General features: G+C 34.6%; 13 protein-coding genes, 4 tRNA genes, 2 pseudogenes, 1 riboswitch and 1 other annotated feature. Of the genes and pseudogenes, 4 read left to right on the top strand and 15 right to left on the bottom strand.

The window, feature by feature from the left end; translation table 11 throughout:
* From RV14_RS10560 to RV14_RS10550, 3 genes and pseudogenes are all read right to left on the bottom strand, one after another.
* Positions 1-1,324, bottom strand: a pseudogene (locus tag RV14_RS10560) (hypothetical protein); the annotation flags it as partial.
* Between the two features lie 786 nt (positions 1,325-2,110).
* Positions 2,111-4,525, bottom strand: coding sequence for a leucine--tRNA ligase (gene leuS, locus RV14_RS10555; RefSeq protein WP_071856220.1), 2,415 nt, complete (start codon positions 4,523-4,525; stop codon positions 2,111-2,113).
* A 136-nt stretch (positions 4,526-4,661) separates the two neighbouring features.
* Positions 4,662-4,869: a binding site (T-box leader), on the bottom strand.
* A gap of 86 nt (positions 4,870-4,955) precedes the next feature.
* Positions 4,956-6,491 (bottom strand): annotated as a pseudogene (locus RV14_RS10550) (LysM peptidoglycan-binding domain-containing protein); the annotation flags it as partial.
* 380 nt (positions 6,492-6,871) lie between these two features.
* Here RV14_RS10550 and RV14_RS10545 point away from each other — a divergent pair.
* From RV14_RS10545 to mnmM, 3 genes are all read left to right on the top strand, one after another.
* Positions 6,872-7,522, top strand: a complete 651-nt coding sequence (locus RV14_RS10545) for a phosphatase PAP2 family protein (RefSeq protein WP_071856218.1) — start codon at positions 6,872-6,874, stop codon at positions 7,520-7,522.
* A gap of 207 nt (positions 7,523-7,729) precedes the next feature.
* Positions 7,730-8,710, top strand: a complete 981-nt coding sequence (gene mnmL / locus RV14_RS10540; RefSeq protein WP_071856217.1) for a tRNA modification radical SAM protein MnmL/YtqA — start codon at positions 7,730-7,732, stop codon at positions 8,708-8,710.
* The gene (gene mnmM / locus RV14_RS10535; RefSeq protein WP_071856216.1) at positions 8,685-9,248 is read left to right on the top strand and encodes a tRNA 5-(aminomethyl)-2-thiouridylate-methyltransferase MnmM; all 564 of its coding nucleotides are present in this window, start codon (positions 8,685-8,687) and stop codon (positions 9,246-9,248) included. Before mnmL ends, mnmM begins: the two co-directional genes overlap by 26 nt.
* 79 nt (positions 9,249-9,327) lie before the next feature.
* Here mnmM and RV14_RS10530 read toward each other — a convergent pair whose 3' ends face one another.
* The 4 genes from RV14_RS10530 to RV14_RS10515 form a co-directional block, all read right to left on the bottom strand.
* Positions 9,328-10,986, bottom strand: a complete 1,659-nt coding sequence (locus tag RV14_RS10530; protein ID WP_071856215.1) for a hypothetical protein — start codon at positions 10,984-10,986, stop codon at positions 9,328-9,330.
* A gap of 15 nt (positions 10,987-11,001) precedes the next feature.
* On the bottom strand, positions 11,002-13,545 hold the full coding sequence (locus RV14_RS10525; RefSeq protein ID WP_071856214.1) for a YfhO family protein: 2,544 nt from the start codon (positions 13,543-13,545) through the stop codon (positions 11,002-11,004).
* 890 nt (positions 13,546-14,435) lie between these two features.
* A complete protein-coding gene (locus tag RV14_RS10520; RefSeq protein WP_071856213.1) occupies positions 14,436-16,205 on the bottom strand; it encodes an ABC transporter ATP-binding protein in 1,770 nt (589 codons plus the stop codon).
* 2 nt (positions 16,206-16,207) lie between these two features.
* The gene (locus tag RV14_RS10515) at positions 16,208-17,920 is read right to left on the bottom strand and encodes an ABC transporter ATP-binding protein (RefSeq protein ID WP_071856212.1); all 1,713 of its coding nucleotides are present in this window, start codon (positions 17,918-17,920) and stop codon (positions 16,208-16,210) included.
* A gap of 117 nt (positions 17,921-18,037) precedes the next feature.
* Between RV14_RS10515 and RV14_RS10510 the strand changes: the two genes are divergently transcribed.
* Positions 18,038-18,688: a TetR family transcriptional regulator gene (locus RV14_RS10510; RefSeq protein ID WP_071856211.1), complete on the top strand. Its 651-nt coding sequence runs from the start codon at positions 18,038-18,040 to the stop codon at positions 18,686-18,688.
* A 112-nt stretch (positions 18,689-18,800) separates the two neighbouring features.
* Here the strand turns inward: RV14_RS10510 and RV14_RS10505 are convergent, their stop codons facing one another.
* The 8 genes from RV14_RS10505 to RV14_RS10470 form a co-directional block, all read right to left on the bottom strand.
* Positions 18,801-19,589, bottom strand: a complete 789-nt coding sequence (locus RV14_RS10505; RefSeq protein WP_071856210.1) for an alpha/beta hydrolase — start codon at positions 19,587-19,589, stop codon at positions 18,801-18,803.
* 194 nt (positions 19,590-19,783) lie between these two features.
* Positions 19,784-21,247: an MDR family MFS transporter gene (locus RV14_RS10500; protein WP_071856209.1), complete on the bottom strand. Its 1,464-nt coding sequence runs from the start codon at positions 21,245-21,247 to the stop codon at positions 19,784-19,786.
* Positions 21,248-21,385: 138 nt separating this feature from the next.
* Positions 21,386-22,579 (bottom strand): methionine adenosyltransferase, encoded by a 1,194-nt coding sequence (gene metK, locus RV14_RS10495; protein WP_071856208.1) that lies wholly within the window; start codon positions 22,577-22,579, stop codon positions 21,386-21,388.
* Positions 22,577-22,656, bottom strand: a riboswitch (SMK box riboswitch). It overlaps the preceding gene by 3 nt.
* Positions 22,657-22,929: 273 nt before the next feature.
* A complete protein-coding gene (locus RV14_RS10490; RefSeq protein ID WP_071856207.1) occupies positions 22,930-23,868 on the bottom strand; it encodes an LCP family glycopolymer transferase in 939 nt (312 codons plus the stop codon).
* Positions 23,869-24,195: 327 nt separating this feature from the next.
* Positions 24,196-24,267 (bottom strand) — tRNA-Glu (locus RV14_RS10485).
* A gap of 10 nt (positions 24,268-24,277) precedes the next feature.
* A tRNA-Ile gene (locus tag RV14_RS10480) sits at positions 24,278-24,351 on the bottom strand.
* A gap of 12 nt (positions 24,352-24,363) precedes the next feature.
* A tRNA-Gly gene (locus RV14_RS10475) sits at positions 24,364-24,434 on the bottom strand.
* 3 nt (positions 24,435-24,437) lie between these two features.
* Positions 24,438-24,510: transfer RNA gene (locus RV14_RS10470), tRNA-Phe, on the bottom strand.
* Positions 24,511-24,539: the final 29 nt, after the last annotated feature.

The following is a 24,539-nucleotide window of genomic DNA, read 5'->3' as shown; positions in this document are numbered from 1 at the left end:
AGTCGTGTAAGTCGGGTTCCTCACTTCTCTCTTCATATGAAAGCCCTCCTTTTAACTTCCCAGTCGGTGCTTTCGTATCTACTACAGTATAGTTTGTTGTAAATGTCTTATCAAGAGAACTATCGCCGCCTTTATCTTTGATAGAAACCGTCACCTCGCCTGAATCACCTGGTCGCCAAGTCGATGGGCCTGTTCCCTGTAGAATCGTATAATTGTAGTTATCAGGATTGGCAGGTAACGTAGTAAACCATGATTTAATAATATCCTGAGAAAGTTCTTTTTCTCTTTGCGCTTCTACTGTTACAGAGGGATTAATAACCGGCTCCGCTTGTTCATTTTTTACTTTAACCGTTCCTAGATTCACATCAGAATAGCTAACATCTTCAATCACTTTCGTATACTCTTTACCTGCCCCTTCTGACACAGCTCGTGTTCCCAAAGTGACATTTCCTTTTACACTAAATGTTCCTGTTGTTTCAGCCGTCGCCTTCGTCCGAGTAACTGTCGCTTCAACAGTCATCGTGGTCCCCTGAACAGAACTTGTTACTTGAACACTGATATAAGGTGATGCATTGAACGACACTAAATTAGTCATTTTATACGTATTCGAATATTTAGGATGATTTCCATAATACATGTATTTATAGTAAAATTCTGGAAGATCGTATTTATCACTAGCGATCATGGAAACCCATCCATTCTCCTCACTCTGTTTGATTGTTGAATAAGTATTAAAAGTCGCTTTTACAGTTTGTGTAGCTCCTACTGTAGCACCTAAAATGATCTCTTGATTGAATACATTTTTTAAAACTTGGTCAATATACGAACTTTGTCCATATTGTTTCAACGTATTCCGATAAGCAGGAAGATTAGGTAGTCCTGACGCTCTCGGTTCTTTTAATGCCATTGGTATATAACTTTCCATGTTTATTGGTTGTTGCACGGATTGAACCGAAACATTCGACTCCTCTGTAGTTTCTGTTACTTTCGCTTCAATTGGTTCTTCTGAAGGTTGAGATTCCTCGACTGTCGGTGTTGTATTTGTTTTATCTGTTGTTTCTTGTGTATTTGTTGTTTCTTGCTTAGCTGATTCTTCATTTTCATTCGTTGTTGCTGGTTCTTCTGATAAGGTCGTTGTTGATTCATTTGTTTCAGAAGAAGTCTCCGCTTGTGTAACGGGTGTTTCCATTTGATTTTGTAACTGCTTTACAACTTTAGTATCCACAGCAGTTGGTGTTTCTTCTGCAAAAGCTGCGATTGGAAACGCTCCATTTTGAAATAGTAACAAAGAAGTTGCTACTATACGCAAATGTTTAATTTTCAAATTTTCTGTCCTCCCTTCTTATGCTTATAAAATCAATTTCTTTTTCTAGACAAATAAACCACAATAGACAAAAAAACTTAATTTAGGAAATATATATTGTAAAATGCATACTCTTCCAAAATTAAAGTAGTACTCCTAGGAAAAATGATTTAGCTTTATTTTTTTGTCCAAAGGATTATTTGTTCAATAGCCTCATCAGAAAAAACTCAAAATGATGGCATAAAGCATAGAAAAAACCTCGATTTGATGTTTCGCATACTCACCCCCAAACGCCACAAAACACCTACACTAAAATTATCTATGATTCCTTTAGTAGAAGAAAACCTTTTTTTACCGATAGCATGGTAATATTAAAGTTTGATTTTGTATGGTTAATCTACACATAGTCCAAAAAATTTAGAAAGGCTTAATATATTTTCTTAAAAAGAGTTTCTTCCATCAGTAAAAATATACCTTTTCTTTTGATTTGTACCGTTAGTTTGGTAATTCCATAAGAAATATTGTCTGTTATAAAATGATGCTGCTACTTATCTTTTTTTTCCTCTTTAAAGACAAATGCAACTATCCAAAAATTTAAAAGCGATTCTTAAATTTTACTCAAAAGCTACTCACCTTTAGCTTCTATTCGACAAAGTTCAAAGAAAAACAACAGAAAAAATAAGCATGAGCAAATCATCAAAAAAAAAATCTGATGATTCGCCCATACTCCTTCTAAAATCATACTTGTATGAAACGAGTACTTCATATCTTTGTCCACTTACTCTAAGCTAAAATATTGTTTTCCCTTTAATTAACAACAATATTTACTAATTTATTCGGTACGACGACTACTTTTCGTACCGTTTTTCCTGCAATATTTTCTTTAATTGCTTTATTTTCTAGAGCAATTTTTTCAAGTTCTTCTTTTTCCAAGTCACGTGAAACGCTCGCTTTTCCTCGCACTTTGCCGTTAATTTGAAACACTATTTCTATTTCATCTTCTACAAGAGCTGATTCCTCATACGTTGGCCATGCAACATAGGAAATCCCGCCTTCGTTTCCTAAAATTTCCCATAATTCTTCGCTGATATGAGGAGCAATCGGTGCTAATAATTGAACAAATCCTTCAATATATTCATAAGGCAATGCATCGACTTTATACGCTTCATTTATAAAAACCATTAATTGCGAAATAGCCGTATTGAAGTGGAGGTGTTCGTAATCTTCTGTCACTTTTTTTACTGTTTGATTGTACACTTTATCTAATCTGCCATCATTTAGCGTGGTGATGCGATCACGCATTTTATTATTTTCATCGACAATCAAGCGCCATACACGATCTAAGAATTTGCGGCTTCCTTCTAATCCACTTTCACTCCAAGCGATGGAAGCATCTAAAGGTCCCATAAACATTTCATATAAACGCAACGTATCAGCACCATAAGTTGCAACTACATCATCCGGATTAACAACATTTCCACGAGATTTAGACATTTTCTCGTTATTTTCCCCTAAAATCATTCCTTGATTGTACAACTTTTGAAACGGTTCTTTTGTTGGCACAACGCCAAGATCGTATAAAAATTTATGCCAGAAACGAGCATACAACAAGTGTAACACCGCATGTTCTGCACCACCGATATAAATATCTACTGGCAACCAGCGTTTTAATTTTTCGTAGTCGGCTAATTCTTTTTTGTTATGCGGATCAATATACCGCAAATAGTACCAAGAGCTTCCTGCCCATTGCGGCATCGTGTTGGTTTCACGGCGGCCTTTTTTACCGGTTTTTGGATCAATCACATTCACCCACTCTTCAATATTAGCTAGTGGCGATTCACCAGTACCGCTTGGTTTGATATCTGTTGTTTTTGGCAAACACAAAGGCAATTCTTCTTCAGATAAAGCTGTGACTGTGCCATCTTCCCAATGGATAATCGGAATTGGTTCTCCCCAATAGCGTTGACGTGAAAAGAGCCAGTCACGCAAACGATAGCTCACTTCTTTTTTTCCTACACCATTTTCTTCTAGCCATTTCGTCATCTTCTCAATGGCTTCTTGCTTATTCAACCCATTTAAAAATTCAGAATTGATATGAGAACCATCTTCTGTATACGCAGCTTCTTCAATTTTTCCTCCTTCAATTACAGGAAAAATTTCTAAATTAAACATTTTTGCAAATTCATAATCCCGTTCATCATGTGCTGGAACCGCCATAATCGCACCAGTGCCATAAGAAGCTAACACATAATCAGCAATCCAAATCGGCATCTCTTTGCCATTGACTGGATTAATTGCATAAGCACCTGTAAATACACCTGTTTTCTCTTTTGCTAAATCTGTTCGCTTAAGATCAGATTTTTTAGCAGTCTCTTCGATATACGCTTCTACTGCTTCTTTTTGTTCAGGAGTAGTAATTTCACGAACTAAATCTAATTCCGGTGCTAAAACAGAGTAAGTAGCACCAAACAATGTATCTGGGCGAGTTGTAAACACAGTGTAAGACTTATCCGTTCCTGCTACTTTAAACTCAACATTCGCTCCCACCGAACGCCCAATCCAGTTGCGCTGCATTTCCTTAATGCTTTCTGGCCAATCAACTAAATCTAAATCATCAAGCAAGCGATCAGCATAAGCTGTAATTTTTAACATCCACTGACGCATGGGCTTGCGAACAACATCATACCCGCCACGTTCGCTTTTACCATCAATTACTTCTTCATTTGAGATAACTGTACCAAGTTCCGGCACCCAATTAACTGCTACTTCTGCCTCATAAGCCAGTCCTTTTTCATATAATTTTGTGAAAATCCATTGCGTCCATTTGTAATACTCAGGATCAGTAGTATTGACTTCACGATTCCAGTCATAACTAAACCCTAATGAATTGATTTGGCGACGAAACGTTTCGATATTTTTTTTCGTAAATTCAGCTGGATCATTTCCAGTATCTAACGCATATTGTTCTGCCGGTAACCCAAAAGCATCCCACCCCATTGGATGTAAGACATTGAATCCTTGACTGCGTTTAAAACGTGACAAAATATCTGTTGCTGTATAACCTTCAGGATGCCCTACATGCAGCCCCTGCCCCGATGGATATGGAAACATATCCAATGCGTAAAATTTCGGCTTTTCAACAACCCCATGAGTATTAAAAGTATTATTTTTTGCCCAATATTTTTGCCATTTCTTTTCAATTTCTTTGTGATTATAACTCATCTTCTATCCCCCTAATTGTTTGTTCTTCACTATGAATCTGTCAAAGCTTGAGCACGTATGCTTCTGCCCTATTCAATTGTTTTCTTATTTCCTTTGCAGCTAGAAAACAAAAAATCCTATAAAAAGATTGCTCTTTTTATAGGACGTAATCTACGTGGTACCACCTAACTTTGCCTTTTTAAAAAAGGCCTCAAACGTTGTAACGGTCGTCACCGCTCACACTTACTATTTTTTCGGCACGAGCAACTCAAAGGCGAGTTCAAAAGCATCCGTACACATTTCCACCACCCATGTGCTCTCTAAAACTTCCAGCTTCTTACTACTTCCTTTTCTAGCGTTGTTTTATATTTGCTTACAAGTATAACTTCATGGTAACAAATAAATATAACAAGTTCAATTATTATTTCCTGATTTCTTTTATTTATTTTGCAACAATCAATGTTTGCCCCGGATAGATGAAGTTATTCTTAATGTGATTCCATTCGATTAATTGTTTCATTGTGATCCTATGACTATCTGCCACACTCCAAACGGATTCGCCTGCTTTTACCGTATACGTTTTTTTATCAGATACGTGAGTTACATTTCCTTGACTAACTGTTACGTTGTTTGTTGATGTACTTGAAGAAGTACCACCTTTAACAATTAACTGCTGCCCCGGATAAATGAAATTATTTTTGATGTGGTTCCATTCTATCAACTGGTTCATGGAAATCCCATGTTTCGTCGCCACACTCCAAACGGATTCGCCTGCTTTTACCGTATACGTTTTTTTATCAGATACGTGAGTTACATTTCCTTGATTAACTGTTACGTTGTTTGTTGATGTACTTGAAGAAGTACCACCTTTAACAATTAACTGCTGCCCCGGATAAATGAAATTATTTTTGATGTGGTTCCATTCTATCAACTGGTTCATGGAAATCCCATGTTTCGTCGCCACACTCCAAACGGATTCGCCTGCTTTTACCGTATATTTTGCTCCAGAGGGTTGAAGAGTATTCACAGTGTTATCGTTCTTCACAGAAGACGTATTACTTTCTATATGGTTAGTTGAAGTCCCAGTTGTTTTTCCACTTTTGATCGTTAATTTTTGTCCCGGATAAATAAAATTATTTTTGATATTATTCCATTCAATCAATTGAGTCATTGTAATTCCAAAAGCATGAGAAATGCCCCAGACAGAATCGCCTGATTTAACAGTATACAGGGTACTTGTCGTCGCTTGGACACTATTTGTGCTACTTGCTGTATTCCCAGTAACACCTGTATTTCCGCTGTTAGAGATTGTTGCTCCGCCACCGGCATTCCCACTAGCAGGCGTATCATACTTGGTCAAGCCGTATGTCAAAATAATATTATTCAATTTGCCTGCATAGCTTGGATCAGTAGCATAACGTCCAGTTAAACAGGCGGTAGCCTCTTTATAAGAGGCAGTATTACTTTTCCATGTTCCCGCATAATAATAGCCGTTTCCAAAAGAAGTATTTCTCAAGACATATGCGTTATCGCTAAATGACTCTGCAAAAGAAGGGTAGTGACGAAAAGGTTCTTTTTTCGTTACCCAGCGATTATTTAGGTATTCAAGTGTATCCATATAAACCGTTTTTCCTTGATAACTTCCCTTGATGCCAAATAAATTGTGGTAAGGTGCTTGCGCTAATGAACTGCTTCCCCAACCACTTTCCACTACTGCTTGCGCGATCATCACCGAAGCATATAAATCATTTGCTTGTGCAATCGGCTGCGCATACGTTGCAATTTCAGCAATAAAAGCCGAAGTATTGATTCTTGCACCAAATTGTGCTGGTGTTTGGTCAGCGTTGACCGAAACAGGTTGTATAAATGAACCAGCAACTGAGCAGCCGACCATTGCAGTTCCGACGAGAGCAGCACTGCGCTTAACATGACGAAAACGTTTGGCTTCTTTCAGACGTCTTCGCTCTTTTCTTGCAGTATTTTCCATTTTCTATCTATCCCCCAATTTCTATTTAAAATTTCTATCCTATTTATAACAATTATAGCTTTTCTTAATCTTTATTAAAAGTTATTTAAGAAGATGACTACTGATTGTAACGTTCCTGTAATTTTTCGTAATGTTCCTAAACAAGAAAAAATTAGTACACTTTTTGTTTAAATGTTGATAGAGAAAAAATAAATCGTTTACACCTTTTGGATAAAAGAAGTTATTTATATTACTCAACCTTTCTTAGTGAGAACTTTTTTCTTCCTAAATAATGACTCGTCCTCACTTGAAAGCCCATAAACCTTTTTCTAATTAAACAAGCTAATTATTTCTCTGCCAAATCATGCTATAATAAATTATTATTAAAAAGGAGATTATCGATGAAACAAAAATCAATTTTTCATATAGTTGGTACCTGTTTTTTATTCTTATTTTTATCTTTAAGCTACCTTGTTAAATATCAACCCGTTTTGTTATCAGAATTTGACCAGTCCATAACAATCTTCATCCGAACGCCCTATCCTGACTGGAACACCTATCAGCTATCAATCACAAAAATGGGAAATTCATCCACCGTGATTCTTCTCTTCCTAATTGTTTCATTTCTATTATGGAGAAAGAAAAAAAGACCTGAATTAATTTGGCTTGCTGTTAATTTTATCATCATCGCAGGGATAATCAATCCACTAATCAAGTTATTTGTTATGCGCATTCGTCCATCTTTAGTCTATTTAGTCGTGGAATACAGCTATAGTTTTCCTAGCGGGCATGCTGCAACTAGTATGATTTTATATGGTTCCTTGCTATTTATTTTACCAACACTCATACAAACAAATAGCTTTCGCCTATTGCTTCAATTTTTTTTAGCAGTTATCATAATAACCGTTGGAATCAGTCGTGTGTATTTAGGTGTGCATTTCCCAAGTGATATTTTAGGCGGCTATTTACTTAGCCTTTCTTGGTTATTTTTCACTTATCCAATTTACAACAACCAAAAAGAAAAATGGCAATCAAAAATTAGAGACAACTGATGATCTTCCAACCACAATCAATTGTTGAAAACAATCGAAAAACTTATATGGGAAGCATTTAACTTTTTGGCAGTTAAAATGTCTCTTTTAATATAAGTCATTTTCTATTAAACTAGATAAGTCAAAAATCAACTTTGTAAAAGTTCTCAATGATTATTCAAAATAAACGGCTCATACAATTTCACAATTTTAGAAAGAAGGATTTAAATGGATTTTCCTTATTCAGATGGAAAGAAACGGTATCATTCATGGAATTATGCCTTAAGAAATAAATTTGGTGGAAAAATTTTTAAAGTTCCTATCGACGGTGGCTTTGATTGCCCAAATCGTGATGGAACAGTGGCTCACGGCGGTTGTACCTTTTGCAGTGTTTCTGGCTCTGGTGACATGATCGTAGCTCCTGAAGCTCCCCTACCCACGCAGTTTCATAAAGAAATTGATCTAATGCACCAAAAATGGCCTAACGTCTCTCAATACATCGTATATTTCCAAAATTTCACCAACACTCATGCACCAGCAACAGTCATTCGTGAACGTTTTGAACAGGTAATCAATCTTCCCGGGGTCGTTGGTTTATCCATTGGCACCCGTCCTGATTGTTTACCCGATAGCGTTGTCGATTATCTAGCAGAACTAAATAAACGACTTTATTTATGGGTAGAATTAGGGTTACAAACAACTTTTGAAGAAACTTCTACTCTGATCAATCGCGCACACGATTATCAAACTTACCTTAACGGTGTAAAAAAACTGCGCAAACATGGAATCCGTGTCTGTACCCATTTAATTAATGGACTACCCGGTGAAACCTTAGCAATGATGCGGGAAAATGTGCGACGAACGATTCTTGATTCTGATATTCAAGGAATCAAACTACACCTTATGCACTTGATGAGAAAAACTAGAATGCTTCGCGACTATCATGAAGGTCGCTTACAATTAATGAGCCGTTCAGATTATGTTAATGTGATTTGCGATCAACTAGAAATAATTCCTAAAGAAATCATTATCCATCGTTTAACTGGCGATGCTCCTCGGGATACTTTGATTGGTCCCATGTGGAGCTTAAAAAAGTGGGAAGTCTTAAATGCTATTGATGAAGAACTCATCCGTCGTGGTAGTTATCAAGGAAAATATGATGTTCGTAAAGGAGACTTTTCTAATGTTACAAACAGCACTAAACTTTAGCCATGCCCTATTAAGTGAAATTCTCGAACCTGGCGATCAAGTCATTGACGCCACAATGGGCAACGGATATGATACCCTTTTCATGGCTAAAATAGTAGGAAAAAATGGTCACGTCTATAGCTTTGATATTCAAAAAAAAGCACTTCTTTCCACAAAAAGAAAACTTGAAGAACAAGAATTAACAAACTGTGTTTCACTTTTTTTGCAAGGACATGAAACGCTAGGAGATACCCTTTCAGTAAAACAACCAATCAAAGCTGGTATTTTTAATTTAGGGTACCTTCCTAAGAGCGACAAATCCATTATTACCTTGCCTGAGACGACAAAACTCGCCATGAAAGAGATTCTAAAACGGCTAGTTCCCCGTGGACGAATGATCATAGTGGTATATTACGGTCATACAGGTGGAAAAGCCGAAATGGACATGGTACAAAAATTCTGTCAAAACCTTCCGCAAGAACAGTACAATGTTTTAAAATACCAATTCATCAATCAAAAAAATCACCCTCCAATCTTATATTGCGTAGAAAAAAAATAATTTAATCAATAATCGCCAAACAAGATGACAAGAACTTAGCAGTTAGCTCGCTAAGTACTTGTCATTATTTTTTGAGTTATTATTTGAACAGTAATAAAATTTTTTTATAAAAACAAATCAATAAAGTTAGCCAACTACTTATTGTTAGAACCAAAAAGATTTTATGACATAAAGGAGGTTTATAATAAAACACAACCTCATTCATTCCTTTATGTTGTGGAATAATCGGAGTACCTATATCTGTAAGCTCATAATTTTTAATCGTTTGACCATTTTGTTTTAAAACACTTCGAGCATACATAACAAGTGGAAGTTGAATTTTATCTGCACCTGTGCTCTCCCATTTCACTGTTAAATTTCCTTTTTTATAAAATTTATTAAATTTGGAATCTGTACTTAAAATATCTTCTTTGTAACGCATATATTTATTTTTGTCTGTTTGCTTGTAAATAGGAAGATAATCCGGAGTTGATTTTTTAATCATACGTAGCATTTCAGAAAGATCCTTGCTATAAAAAGTAGCTTTTATTTTATCTGCATGATCGTAGACATACGTATGTCTATGTTTAAACGTTTCTGTATCCCAAGTATTTAATTTTTTATATATATTTTGACATGTTTGTATAGAAAACAGAATGATCAGTCCTATCGCCATTACATGAAACCACGTATGTTTTTCCAAACGTTTAAAGCTAAGTGCTAAAAATAGAAGAAAAAGAAGTGTGAAAGGTACAAAGAAACGAAACGGAAATTGAATCAAACTGACAAAAGGAAAATTTTTTTCTACAAGCGTTGACCAAGGAACTAAACTAGTTGACAACACAAAAAACAAGCTGCTTACAGCTAACACCATTTTTGTTAATCGATTCATTTTTTTATGATAGATTAACAAAATAATGATTCCTGTTATCAATAAAATAGGAAAAATCTTAGGATACTTTAACCAATAAGACCCATCCAAATTAATTGCTTCTTGGCTCATGTTTCTATTTACAAAAGGAGGTAAGATTTTATTTGAACAATAAAGAATAAGAAGATTCCCCCAAATATTAGCAGTCAATAACAAATAAAGTACAAGAGATTTTCCTAATTGGCAAAGATGCTCTTTCTTTTTATCTTGAGAGAAAAAATAAAAAAGATAAAAAGAAAGATAAATTAATAACAACATAAAAGTAGAAAGAAGATGAATTTGTGTCATTAAGCCTACACAAAGAGCTACTTTAATAAATGAAAATTTTTTATTGACAATCCAATCTATAATTGGTATCAAACATATTGGATAAAAAGCAGCTCCCCAACTGGTAAATCCTTGATTGACAATCCAATATTGAACCGTGTAAGTACTCATAAATAAGATGGCAATCAACGTACTCACCCATTCACGAATCCTCATATACTTTAATAAAATCAGCATAGAATAGCCAGAAAACAATAGTAGAATAAAATTAGAAAGGACTTGATATTTAAACCAGCTTCCAGCAACCAAAACTAACAAGCCTTGAAAGTAAGCAAATAATGGTCCATAAAAAGCATTGACAATCCTTCCACTTTGTTGAAATCCATACATAGAAGAAAAATATTGAAAATCTCCATTCGCAATTTGCATAGCAGCGTCATAAAAACGATTATAATGAAACAAGATATCTGCACCAAATATCAGTTTATGTGTAAAGAAATAAGGACTAATAAATACTAAAGAAACAAAGAATAAGATTAGATAGGGGGTATATTTTTTCAAATGAATGCTCCTTTTCTATTTTTTATTTATAGTTTCTTGCGTCTTTAAATACAGATAAAACAGGATAGGACAAGTTAAAAAAAGAAGCAAGCCTATGTTAAATCCTACTGGTAAATAGCTAAAAGCAATCGTGTGTTTACCAGCCGGTATTTTTACCATCAGAAATCCATCCTTAAATGTCTCTATTTTCACTGGTTTTCCATCAAGTTGCGCCTTCCAGCCTTTATCAAAGGGGATAGTCGTCACGAGCATGGAATCTTGTAAAGTGTGAACAATTCCCGTTGCCGTTCTTCCTGTTGTATTTATTTCCACTGCCTTTTTCTTTATTTTACTCACTGCTTCTTGATAAGCATTCACATCTAAACCGATGATTTCTGGTTTATCTGTTAAAAGAGAATCAATGGTAAATACTACTGTTGTCTCTTTGGAATAGTAGCCTAAATCGTAATATTGTCCTTCATATTTTCGTTGTATCTTTCTAGGTGATCCATTATTAACGGTAATGAATGTATTATCAGACAATTGAAGGCTAGCTAAATTGAGATAGACTTGTTGATTTGCAGGTATTCGAAATTTCCACGTTAATGGTTGAGAATATTTTTTTTCTTCTCTTATTTTTAAGGTGTCTAAAGTCGCACGATAAGAAGTAAAATATTTTTTCTCCGTTCCTGATAACGCATGAAATAAGTTCGTTTGGTTTGATAAAATATCGTCAACAGATGGTATTAATTCGTTAATTTTTTGCGGCGCAATAAATGCAAGTGGCAAAGCATTGTTATTTTGATAAAGCGTATAATCTGAATTTTTACTTCGTTTTATAAATCCATATTTATTAAAAGAACTCTCGTTTTTTGCAATATTGAATTTAATTCCTGTAAAAGCATCCATTAATAAGGTGTTGTTATTATATCGAATATTTAAGTTTGTTCCTTTCGACTTAAAACCAAGTTGATTCAAATAAGAGGAAGAATTTCTATTTCTAATTGAAGAAAACTGATTAATTCCGCTATAACCAAAATTAAATGAATCGTTTGCCGAAATCGGATCAATATTTTCTAACCGATAAAATGAGGAAACCTCTTCTTTAGTTTGATCCACCAATTCTTTTATTTTAGGATACGGTTTCGTATAGGTAGCTCTAGCAGCATAATTCCAATTAGTTGAGATTCCTTGGATCATTTGACTCGTATTTATAAGCGATTCAGTCGTTACTGCCATTAATAAGAAAACACATAACCATTTGAAAGAAATTTTTCTTTTTGCATAAAGAATGAAATAAAGTAAATATATTCCTAAAAAAAAGACTGTCAATAAATAAGAGGAGGTGGCAACATAAGCATAACTATTCGCAGGCTTGAAAAAATAAGCAGCAGAATATATCAAAACTAAAGTAGCTCCTATCTTCAATAAAACAGTTGTATCCTTTTCCTTTATTTTTTCCCAACCTTTACAGCCTATTAAAAGAACTAAAAAAGAGAATAAATAAGCATAACGAAATAAAAACATGTTTGGTGCATGCATGCCGTGCCAAAATAAATCTAAAGGCTCAATATAAAAGCTTAAAATCAATAAAATAAACAAGCTTCCATACAGCCATTTTTCTTTTTTGTTTCCCTTTTTACCAAAAAAATAAAACAAACATAAAAGTAAGGGAAACAGGCCTATATAGATAAATGGTATAGAACCAAATTTTGTAGTATCGTAAACCCCTACCATATTCTTCATAATTAAATCAAGATAAGATGTCACTTCTGTTTTGAACGAAGCTATCTTGCTAAGTGTTTCTCCATTTGCTTTAATATCCAAAAATGTAGGTAAAGTAATAACCATGGAGGAACCGGCTGCTAAAAGAGACGTAATCATGTAAGAAGAAATACTTTTTTTATACTTTGGTCGATTGGTTAAGCATCGCATGATGAAATACAAAAAAGAAAAAATTCCTGTCATAAATCCAAAATAAAAGTTTGATAAAAATTGCAATAAATAACTGAAAAAAAGTAATTTTGGTTTATTTTCATCCATTAATCTATGAATACCTAAAAAAATTAATGGAAGATAGATAAAAGAATCCATCCACATAACAAGCTGAGAATGAACGGTTATAAATGACATCAAAGCATAGCTAATACTAACAGCAACGGTTCCCCATTTAGGAATTTTAAACGTACGGGCTAAAAACCAAAAAGATAAACCGATACTTCCTATTTTTAGCAATGTTAGAATGTAAAGTGTATCAGGCATGATTTGATTTGGAAAAAAAAGCAATAAGGGGGCAAACAAACTACTTAGATAATAAGACACCAGCGAGAGATAATTTAATCCTAAAGAAGCATTCCAAGTATAAAAAATACTTTGTTTCCCTAAAATAACCTCTCTAAAACTTGCATGAAAATGAGAAGATTGGGTAAATCCATCTCCTACCAACACACTTACGTCACTTCCTAAAAAAATTCCGATGTTTAAATAGGCAATTATCATAATTATAATCGGGATAATAAAACTTAATCCTGCATAGATAAAATTTTGTTCTGTTTTTAAGAACATAAAGAAATTTCTCATTGAAACTCTCCATTTCCGTAATTTGTACATAGGTAATTGTTAAATCTTTTTTTATTATTATCTCGACTTTTATTTTTTTATTTTTTTTTATTTTTTATAGTAAAATTCTTACTTTTTACAATACTTGAAAAGATCATATAAAATAAAAAAGTACTAAAATAGCATATATGTAGCATATAAACAGTAATAATTTATAATTTTAACGTAAAAATTAATGTTAAATGTTCAAAAAATTTACAAGAAATCAAATTATTTTGCAGAAAATTCATCTACTAAATTTGATTTTTTTATAAATGACCGATTCTATTATTTATTTTCAATTTTTTGATAAATTTCAAGAAAATTTCTAAATATTAATTACAAATGATGCTTAGTTAGTTAATAAAGTTTTCACAACCTAGATAATTTCTACCTATTTATACATTTAGCGAAAATTTTTCCAACACTGTTCATTATTCAATAAACAATCTCATTTATTTTTTTCAAAAAAATATAAAATAAAAAAGTACTACTTAAAGAATCAAAATGATTGTCTTATAAGTAGTACCTTATTTGTTTGTTTTTCTCCTACACTTAATAGATAAATTATTCAAACACAACGTGACTTTAAAAAAGCTGCAAAAGCATTAAAAATAAATAAGCACCTGCATATATTTTGAGACATTCACATCTATCCCTTCTAACAGATTTAGAAATTCCTTTAAAAACAATAATGAGTTAGTCAGAAAGATTCAAAAATGACATTAAAATATACACTCATACTACTAAGAATATGCAATCACAGCTTATTAATAAAATAAGTAAGATTAAGTTATAAGTGTCCCTTTTACAATAATTTTAATAAAAAAATTTAACCAAGAACCCCTTAAAACAAAAGGTTCTTGGTTACTTCATTCAAAAACAAATTGATTATGATATAGCTCCGCATAAAAACCACCTTTTTTTAATAACTGATGGTGATTTCCTTCTTCAATCACTTTACCGTCACGCAAAACAACAATTCGATCCGCATTTAAGATCGTCTTTAAACGATGAGCAATTACAAAGCTTGTACGTCCCTTAATTGCTTCATCCATGGCTTTTTGAATTTTTGCTTCTGTTACCGTATCAACGTTACTCGTTGCTTCATCTAAAATCAGCAAGTCTGGTTTAGTAATAATAGTTCTGGCGATACTAATCAATTGCTTTTGTCCCGTACTAAATAGATTATTTTCCTCTGATACTTCTGTGTCATATCCTTTTTCTAAACTCACAATGAAGTCATGGATATTGGCTTGTTTAGCTGCATTTATTACTTCTTCATCCGTTGCATCAGGTTTTCCAAACACGATGTTGTCCCGAATAGTACCGGAAAATAAAACAGATTCTTGTAAAACAATTCCTACGTTCTTGCGTAGAGCATCTAAATCGTATTCTCTAATATCTGTTTCATCAATTGTAACAGCTCCACTATTCACATCATAGAAACGATTCAAAAGATTCATAATCGTTGTTTTACCTGAACCCGTTGGTCCCACAAGTGCCACCATTTCTCCCTTATTTACATCAATGGAAACGTCCTTCAATACAAGTTTGTTCGGAGTATATCCAAAGTTGACCTTTTTTAAAGATAAACCTTTTTCAATTCCAGTAAACGTTTGACCATTTACTGGTTTCACTTCATCTTTTTCATCAAACATCTCATTTAATCTTCTTGCACCAGTAATTGCCAACTGAATCATGCTATAGCCAGAAGAAATTTGCATCAATGGTTGATAGTATTGTTGAGAATATTGAACAAACGTTACGACTAACCCTAATGCAACAGATCGTTCTAAATCACCATTCAATGCTAACCAGCCGCCAAAGAAAATTACAATGGCTGTATTTACTAAAGACATGCCTTGCATCATTGGAAATAATAGCCCTGAATAAGCTTGACCTTTAAAAGTAGCTTTACGAACCTTCTCATTGTATTCTAAAAAACCAGTAATCGTTTCTTCTTGTAATCCATTGGTAATGATGACTCGTTGCCCGCTAATCTTTTCGTCCATATATCCATTTAATTTACCTACTTCATCTTGTTGTAAATCAACATATTTTCTTGCCTTTTGGATAATCAATACAGCAATTAAAAGTGCCACCGGAGTTGATGCAACGGTAGCCCATGCTAATTCTACATTTTGACGAAACATCATAATTAAAATACCAAAAAGTAGCACAATATTTGTAATTACTTGAAGCAGCGCTTGATTTAAACTATTTTGGATATTATCTAAATCACTTGTAAAACGACTAAGAATTTCTCCGTCTTGATGTGAATCAAAAAAACGAATTGTCAACTTCTCCAACTTATTAAATAAACCAATACGCATACGATTTGTCGATTTACCAACTACTTGTGTAAACAAAATACTATAAATAAAATTAGCCGCACTTGCTAAAACATAAAACACCAACAACTTCCAAATAATTGAAATAAAATGACTCTTATCATCTATTCCTTGCATCAAAGCACTCACATAATCTGCTAATTCTTGGAATGCTTCACCAATATACTGCGGCGCCTTTACTTGAAGGTAAGTAGCTACGATCACAGTAAGAAAGATAAAGAAAAAGGAGACCTTATAACGTTTTAAATAGTGATAAAAAAACTTACTCGCTTTAAATAAATCGGTCATGGCTACTCCTCCGTTCCTTTTTGTGTTTCAAAAATTTCTTGGTACACACGATTAGTTGCAACTAATTCTTCATGTGTTCCTTCACCTACTAATCTTCCCTCATCTAAAACAAGAATGCGGTCTGCATGAACCACTGAAGCAATTTTTTGAGCAATAACAATTGTTGTCGTACCTTTTAACTCTTTGTCTAACGCTTCACGAACAAGTTTTTCTGAACGGGCATCTAACGCACTTGTACTGTCATCCAAAATCAAAATTTTAGGATTTCCAATCACACCACGAGTAATCGAAAGGCGCTGTTTCTGACCCCCAGAAAAATTGCTGCTTCGTTCCTCTACTGGTGCTTCATAGCGATCAGCTAACTTCTCAATAAATTCTTGGGCTTGTGCTATCGCAGAAGCATGCTCCATGTCTTCTTCAGACGCATTCTTTTTTCCATGACGCAAGTTTTGAGCAATCGTTCCAGAAAAGAGAATCGCTTTTTGTAATACAAAAGAAACCGTACGGCGTAAACTTTTTTCGTTCACTTTTCTTAAATCTACCCCACCAATTTCAACTTTTCCTTCAGTCGGATCAAATAAACGTGGAATTAACTGTGCTAAAGTTGATTTACCCGCTCCAGTTGCTCCCACAATTCCAACCATTTCACCCGGTTGGATCACAAAACTAATATCTTTTAATGTATCTTCATCGTCATCTGGATAACGAAAAGACACACGATCAAAAATAACTGAACCAGTCAATTCCTGTTCCGGTACATCTTGGTAAGTTAAATCTGGCTCTGTTTCTATGATTTCTTTGATTCGCTTTAATGAAACCGCAGCTCTTGAAGTCATCATCATCATCATTCCACCAATAATAATCGCCATCATAATTTGCATCAAATAGTTCATAAAAGAAGCGATTCCTCCAATCAAAGTTGGATCGTTTTTTACCAAGTCACTAACAAAAAAGATGGCACCTACTACCGCTAAATTTGCAGCAAGCATAAAAGATGGAATCATCACAGAAAATAATGTTCCAACAATAATATTGTGTTTTGTTAACTCTTCACTGACTTTACTAAACGCTTTTAACTGATTATCTTCTTGAACAAAAGATTTTACTACTCGAATACCCATCAGGTTTTCTTTTGCAATACTATTTACTTTATCAATTAATTTTTGGATGATCATAAAATGCCTACCCATTCTCGTAAAAGATAATGCGGTAATTAAGAAAACAGCCACAACTAAGGCTATAATAATCCACCACAATTGAGGCATCGTCATCATTGCCAAAACAAATGCACCAATAAATAAAAACGGAATTCTAAATAGTGATTGCAAGGAAATCATCACTAAGTTTTGAATTTGTGTAATGTCATTCGTTAATCGTACAACTAAGTTTCCTGCCGAAAAATGTTCAATATTTCCAAATGAAAAAGTTTGAATCTTACGAAACGCCTCTTCACGAATATCTGCACTAATACCCTGAGCAACTTTTGCCGAAAAAATTGTATTTGTTATCCCAGCGACTAGTCCTAATAAAGCTAAACTAATCAAATAAACACCAATCGTTTTCATTTTGTCATTGTCTTGCATAATAATTGCTTCTAAAACCTGCTGCAATAACTTCGGTTGCCATAATGCAGCTGCAACCATAATTGCTACAGACAATAATGAAATAATTAACGATAGTTTATATTTTTTCGCATGTCTTAAAATTAAATTCATTAGTTGTTACACCCCTTTTCGTTAAAATTGACAGGTTTAATTTAACACTGTAAAATTAGACCGACTAACAATTTACCACGTTTAAAAAAATATTGCAATACAAGAGGTTGATTAAATTTGGAACTAAAGCTTTCTCAAAATATGATTATTCAAGCTGCCTTTGCCATTTTGGCAGAAACGAATGAGTTATCAAAACTTTCTATGCGAAGCCTTGCACAAAAAACAGAAGTTAAAGCACCTGCGCTTTACTGGCATTTCAAAAATAAACAAGAATTACTCCAAAAAATGGCAGAAGCAATGGAAAATGAATTAGTGATTCCAGATCAACACTTGCCATGGCAGGAACGCCTTGTTCAGTTTATGGAAAACTATTATGATCTTTTTACTCAATTTCCTTGTGGCGCAGAACTTGAAATTCATACACTTCCTACATATCCAGGACGGCACACACACTTAGAAGTCATGAGTCAAATACTGGTTGAAGTAGGTTTTTCAACTGAATGCAGTCGACAAGCAATTTTTGCTCTTCATAATCTTTTAATTGGACAACTAATGGACGATCAACACGAACAAAAGTTACGGCAAAAAATCATTGCTAGAAATCATCTGTTAAAAGATACTATTTTCCCTGTGAAAAATGACGTAAAAAAAAGTGAGGAAGGAAAAGCAAACTGTTCTGCTCATACGCATGACAAAAATAAAAAGCAGCTTTTCCTCAACAACGTAGCGATCTATCTTCAAGGGTTAAGTTTACAAAAAAAGCAATAGAAAAAGTCATGGAATGATCAGCACTTTGCATGGTTATACCACGACTTTTTTAAATCGCCTCGCATATATACTCTTCATTGATTACTTCAAAAAAATTCCAGCTACTTTTTCTCTATCTTTCTTCAAATAACCATTTAAGTGCTCGTTGAATCCATTGATCCCAAAACACCCAATTATGCTCACCAGGCCCATGCTCAAATGTCACAGCAATTCCCTTTTCTTTTAACGAATTAGTCATTTCTTGATTCGCTTGATAAAGAAAATCTGATTCACCACAAGCCAAGTAAATACGTGGAGTTTTTTTTCCACTTTTTATTAGTTCATCAAGTAAATACTCAGGATCATTTACTGAACCCTTAATCTGCTCTAAAGGACCAAACACACCTTCCCAAAACTTTTCTTTTCGAATCATTAATAAATCATCCAGCCGATTTCCCACTGAAATTGCTCCTGATAAAGAAACAATAGCAGCAAAATTTTCTGGTTTTGCCAAACCCAGTTTCAAAGCCCCATATCCCCCCATAGACAAGCCCGCAGCATACGTTTTTTCCTTTTTATGAGTAAGCTGGGGAAACAATTCATGACAAATTTCAGGAAGTTCTTCTGAAATAAAAGTCCAGTACTTCATATCGTAATTGGTATCCGTATACCAACCAAGATCAGTCGAAGGCATGATAACCGCTAAACCATATTCAGCCACATACCTTTCAATGGATGTACGCCGTTGCCAAACACTATGATTCCCCCCCATACCATGAAGAAGATACAACACAGGAACATCAATTGTTTCTGATTGACAACTCGTTCCAATTAATTTATTTGTTGTTTGAGGAAGAATCGCATTCAGATTTACTTCCATTTCTAAAACATTAGAATAAATATTTGCTTGAATAAATGCCAAGTTAACCCATCCTTTCTAAAATTGCGAACATAGTATCTATCTCGTTGAAAAAATATGATTCACCCAAATAAAGTAGTAATTTCTTCTTATACTTGACAGTAATTAAAGACAATGCAGCTATTTCAGCAGCATCCATCTTTATACTACAACATAACAAATGCAGCAACTACTCACTTTTTTATGCGAACACTCGCTTATTCTACCACTTTTTGACGAACAACAAACGTCAAAACTAGAGCCATCACTATTAATAACAATCCAATAAAATACACTTGATGTAATCCATCATATAAAATTCTTCGTAACGGTGTAATTAAGTCTGCCGCAATATTTTTTGCAGTTTGAGGATTAACAAGTTTATTCATAACATCGGGATCATTCGTTAAATTTATTTCAGCTAGTCCATGTTGCGTCACACGATTAATCAATAATCCAAATACAGCCACCATAACCGTCTGTCCAATCGTTCGAACCAATGTATTAAAGGACGTCGCTACTCCTAATTGTTTTTGAGGTACACTATTTTGCGCGCTCACCGTCGACGTTGTCATAGTAATACCTAAACCAACCCCGATAATCGTTGAAATAACAAAAAACCATAAAAAATTACTCTCAAACGGCATAAGCCACAACCATGCTCCCCCCACAGCTGCAATGAACAACCCAATTCGCAACACCCAATCTGTTGCTATTTGTGTCATCCATTTACTTGCTAAGAACGATCCAAACATCCAAACAAGTGAAAGTGGCGCTAAAACCAATCCACCGATTGCTGCATTCAATCCTAATACCCCTTGCATCCACATTGGAATATAAACATCAATCCCCATTAGAAAACCACTAGTTAACGCCGCCGCTAAATTTACAACAACAAATAAAGGATTGGAAAATAAATGTAACATGATCACTGGATCTTTTGCGCGTTTTTCTGCAACAATAAATAAAAAAAGTAATAGAACACTTCCCATCAATAAGCCAATCACAGCTAATGTAAAGCCTTGATCGCCTAACAATTGAAAACCCAACAGCAAAGCAACTAACATAGCCATCAAAATAAAACTGCCAAACAAATCCATAGGTTTTGCTTCTCGTTGTTCTATTGTTTCATTTAAATAAAGCCAAATTAACACAATTAACAAGATTCCTATAGGCACATTGATAAAAAAGATCCAATGCCAACTAAACGTTTCAACAATAAACCCGCCAGCCAGCGGACCAAAAACACTCGCAATCCCCCAAGCAGAACTGTTTAGCCCCAACACCTTTGCTCTTTTTTCAATCGTATAAAGATCCCCAATAATCGTTAACGCTACTGGCATCATCGCCCCAGCCCCCATGCCTTGAACCCCACGAGCAATAATCAACCTTATCATAGTTTGAGAAAGTCCACAAAACAACGATCCGATAATAAATAATAGCGTCCCAAAAATGAATATAGGTTTTCTGCCGAACTTATCAGCTAATTTTCCATAGATAGGCGTCAACATTGCATTCGTTAACAAGTAAATTGAAAATACCCAATTCATAATTTCTACTCCATGAAGAGAACCCACAATGGTCGGCATAGCAGTAGTTACAATTGTTCCTTCAATCGCTGTCATAAAAGTCGCAATAAACACACTAATTGTCACCAATTTTACATTTGTTTCTCTTTTCATCTTATTCCTCCTTCTTTTTGTTATAAAATAATTAATCTCAACACCCTAGCTTAAAAATAAGCATTTTTGTAAAAAAACACTGATAATAAAAAAAACTGGAACAATCACCTTCAAGGTAATCATTCCAGCAATAAAAAACTACTTCACTAAGCTTCCTTTTAATGCCTCTACTTTATCTGTACGTTCCCAAGGCAAATCAACATCCGTACGACCAAAATGCCCATAAGCCGCTGTTTGACGATAAATTGGACGCCGTAAATCAAGCATTTCAATAATACCCGCTGGCCGTAAATCAAAGTTTTCCCTCACAGCCGCAATTAAATCTGCTTCCGGAACAGTTGACGTACCAAACGTATTAATTGATATAGAAACAGGCTGTGCAACACCAATCGCATAAGCCAGTTGTACTTCAACTTTTTGTGCAAAACCAGCTGCTACAATATTTTTAGCGATATAGCGAGCAGCATAACTAGCAGAACGATCAACTTTTGTTGCATCTTTACCAGAAAAAGCTCCACCACCATGACGTGCATAACCACCATACGTATCAACGATAATCTTTCTACCCGTTAATCCTGCATCTCCTTGTGGACCACCAATAACAAAACGTCCAGTAGGATTGATATAATATTTTGTTTTACCGTCTAGTAGTTCAGCTGGAATAACTTCTTTTACTACTTTTTCGATAACATCATGACGAATAGTTTCATTATCAACCGAATCATCGTGCTGCGTGGAAATAACAATCGTATCAACACGCTCTGGTTGTCCATTATCATCATATTCAACAGTTACTTGTGATTTTGCATCAGGGCGTAAATAAGTGAGTTCATTTGATTTACGTAAATCAGCTAAACGACGAACCAAACGATGACTTAAAGCAATCGGCAAAGGCATCAATTCAGGCGTTTCATTTACTGCAAATCCAAACATCAGCCCTTGATCTCCGGCACCTGTTTCATCTAACACGTCTTTTTTATCTTCATCGCGAACTTCAAATGCTTCGTCAACCCCCTGAGCAATATCAGGTGACTGTTCGTCAATAGCCACTAATACAGCCACTGTATCTCCGTCAAAGCCAAATTTTGCACGCGTGTACCCAATCTCTTTAATCGTTTGTCGAACGACTTTTTGGATATCTACGTATGCTGTAGTAGAAATTTCTCCAAATACTAATACAAGGCCCGTCGTCACAGATGTTTCACAAGCAACTCTTGCATTTGGATCTTTCGCTAAAATTGCATCCAAGATTGCGTCACTAATCTGATCAGCAACTTTATCTGGATGTCCTTCAGAAACAGATTCTGAAGTAAATAAATGTCTTTCTCCCATAAGTGATTCCCCCTAGTTAAATTCGGTTACAAGGCATCTCCGTATATCACGGATCCTCTCGGGAACTTGCAACGAACTCAGTATAGCAGATAAAATGAATTTACGCTTGTCTTTTTAATTCTTTTATGAAAAAAATGAGTAGTTTAGTTTTAATATTTTACCAGCAATTACTTCATCAACCATTTTTTAATTGATCTCATTCTTATAGCTAGTTTCTTTTAATAGTTAAAATAAAGAAGTTGATTGAAACAAATCGATATACAATCAGATTTATTTCAATCAACAAATACAATATTTTTGCGTACAGCTTAGGAAACACATCTTATTTTCAACTAATGCTAATTCTGCTCCTACTTTAATTGTCCTTTTAATTCTTCTTGGACACGTTTTAATTCATTAGAAGACACTTTTTGATAAGAGATCCCCTGCTCACCCACGGTTCCATCACCAGTAAATCCTTCTCCAGTCAATTGATCAGTCTTAACAGTCGTAAATGCAGGCCGATAATTTTTTACTAAAGACTCAATCATTTTCCATGAAATATCTGTTTTGGTATTATCGCCCAAAATCGTTAATAAATGATTATAATTTGTCAAAGTATGAATTGATTTTAGCTGTTCTATTATTCCTGACACCACTTGTCGTTGACGATTCTGTCTGCCATAGTCACCTTTAGGATCTTCATAACGCATACGGCTATACTTCAAAGCATCGGTTCCATTAAGTTTTAATTTACCAATTTTAAACTCTTTTCCCTCGTAAGTAAAAGTAAAAGGATTATTAACTTCTACTCCGCCTACTGCATCAATCAATTGTTGTATCCCTTTCATATTAATCTCCACATAGTAATCAATCGGAATATCTAATAGTTTTTCAACGGTTGCAATAGACATAGCCACTCCGCCATACGCATAGGCGTGATTAATTTTATCACTCCTATTCTTGCCAGAAATTTCTGTATAGGTATCTCTAGGAATACTAATAAGAGTTGTTTTCTCTTTTTCTGGATTTACAGTCGCCACCATAATCGAATCGGATCTCCCCTGCTCTGTACGTCCAAAATCACCAGTATCTACACCTAAAAGCAAAACAGAAAATGGCTCTTGTTTTTTACTGTTTACATGATATTTATATTTTGAAGTTCGTTCTACTTTTGCGTACGACTGGTCGGCTGCTGATTTAATATCAAAATACACTTTCGTAGCATAGATAATTAGAATACCTGTTAATAATACTAGAAAGCCCACTATTCCTAAAAAAATTTTATATCTTTTACTCTTTTTTTTCACGCTATCATTCCTCGTTTTTTAGTTATTTTACCATAAGCAATGTTATATTTATGTTTAAAAATGCTGTATTCTCTCATAAAAGTTTCTTCCTATAAACGGATACCTAGTAAGAAATAAAAAGATATCTACGAAGAGTACCGATACGAAAACAGGGACATAATCCTATGAAAGAATTAACATTAAAACATCGTAAATAAAAATTACTTTCTATTTGTATAAAATTACTATGCTAAACAATCTCAAGTTAATAAATTGAGAAAAAAAAATCCTCATTAGCCCAAATAGACTAGTACATGAGGATAAGAAAACATATAAAAATTCCTTTGATGACCCGTACGGGATTCGAACCCGTGTTACCGCCGTGAAAGGGCGGTGTCTTAACCGCTTGACCAACGGGCCTATAAAATAATGGGCCTAAATGGACTCGAACCATCGACCTCACGCTTATCAGGCGTGCGCTCTAACCAGCTGAGCTATAGGCCCTTAAAAACTAAAAGCGGGTGACGAGAATCGAACTCGCGACAACAGCTTGGAAGGCTGTGGTTTTACCACTAAACTACACCCGCATATGGCGCGGGACAGAATCGAACTGCCGACACATGGAGCTTCAATCCATTGCTCTACCAACTGAGCTACCGAGCCAAACGGTTCCGACGGGAATCGAACCCGCG

It is taken from the genome of Enterococcus ratti (assembly GCF_001886195.1).
Lineage (GTDB): Bacteria > Bacillota > Bacilli > Lactobacillales > Enterococcaceae > Enterococcus_B > Enterococcus_B ratti.
The sequence above is the reverse complement of the archived record's forward strand: the minus strand, read 5'-3'. Positions and strand labels throughout refer to the sequence as shown.

Excerpts from the sequence above, each read along its gene's own strand:
- leuS (WP_071856220.1), bottom strand. The coding sequence starts at position 4,525 with ATGAGTTATAATCACAAAGAAATTGAAAAGAAATGGCAAAAATATTGG.
- RV14_RS10545 (WP_071856218.1), top strand. The coding sequence starts at position 6,872 with ATGAAACAAAAATCAATTTTTCATATAGTTGGTACCTGTTTTTTATTC.
- mnmL (WP_071856217.1), top strand. The coding sequence starts at position 7,730 with ATGGATTTTCCTTATTCAGATGGAAAGAAACGGTATCATTCATGGAAT.
- mnmM (WP_071856216.1), top strand. The coding sequence starts at position 8,685 with ATGTTACAAACAGCACTAAACTTTAGCCATGCCCTATTAAGTGAAATT.
- RV14_RS10525 (WP_071856214.1), bottom strand. The coding sequence starts at position 13,545 with ATGAGAAATTTCTTTATGTTCTTAAAAACAGAACAAAATTTTATCTAT.
- RV14_RS10520 (WP_071856213.1), bottom strand. The coding sequence starts at position 16,205 with ATGACCGATTTATTTAAAGCGAGTAAGTTTTTTTATCACTATTTAAAA.
- RV14_RS10515 (WP_071856212.1), bottom strand. The coding sequence starts at position 17,920 with ATGAATTTAATTTTAAGACATGCGAAAAAATATAAACTATCGTTAATT.
- RV14_RS10500 (WP_071856209.1), bottom strand. The coding sequence starts at position 21,247 with ATGAAAAGAGAAACAAATGTAAAATTGGTGACAATTAGTGTGTTTATT.
- metK (WP_071856208.1), bottom strand. The coding sequence starts at position 22,579 with ATGGGAGAAAGACATTTATTTACTTCAGAATCTGTTTCTGAAGGACAT.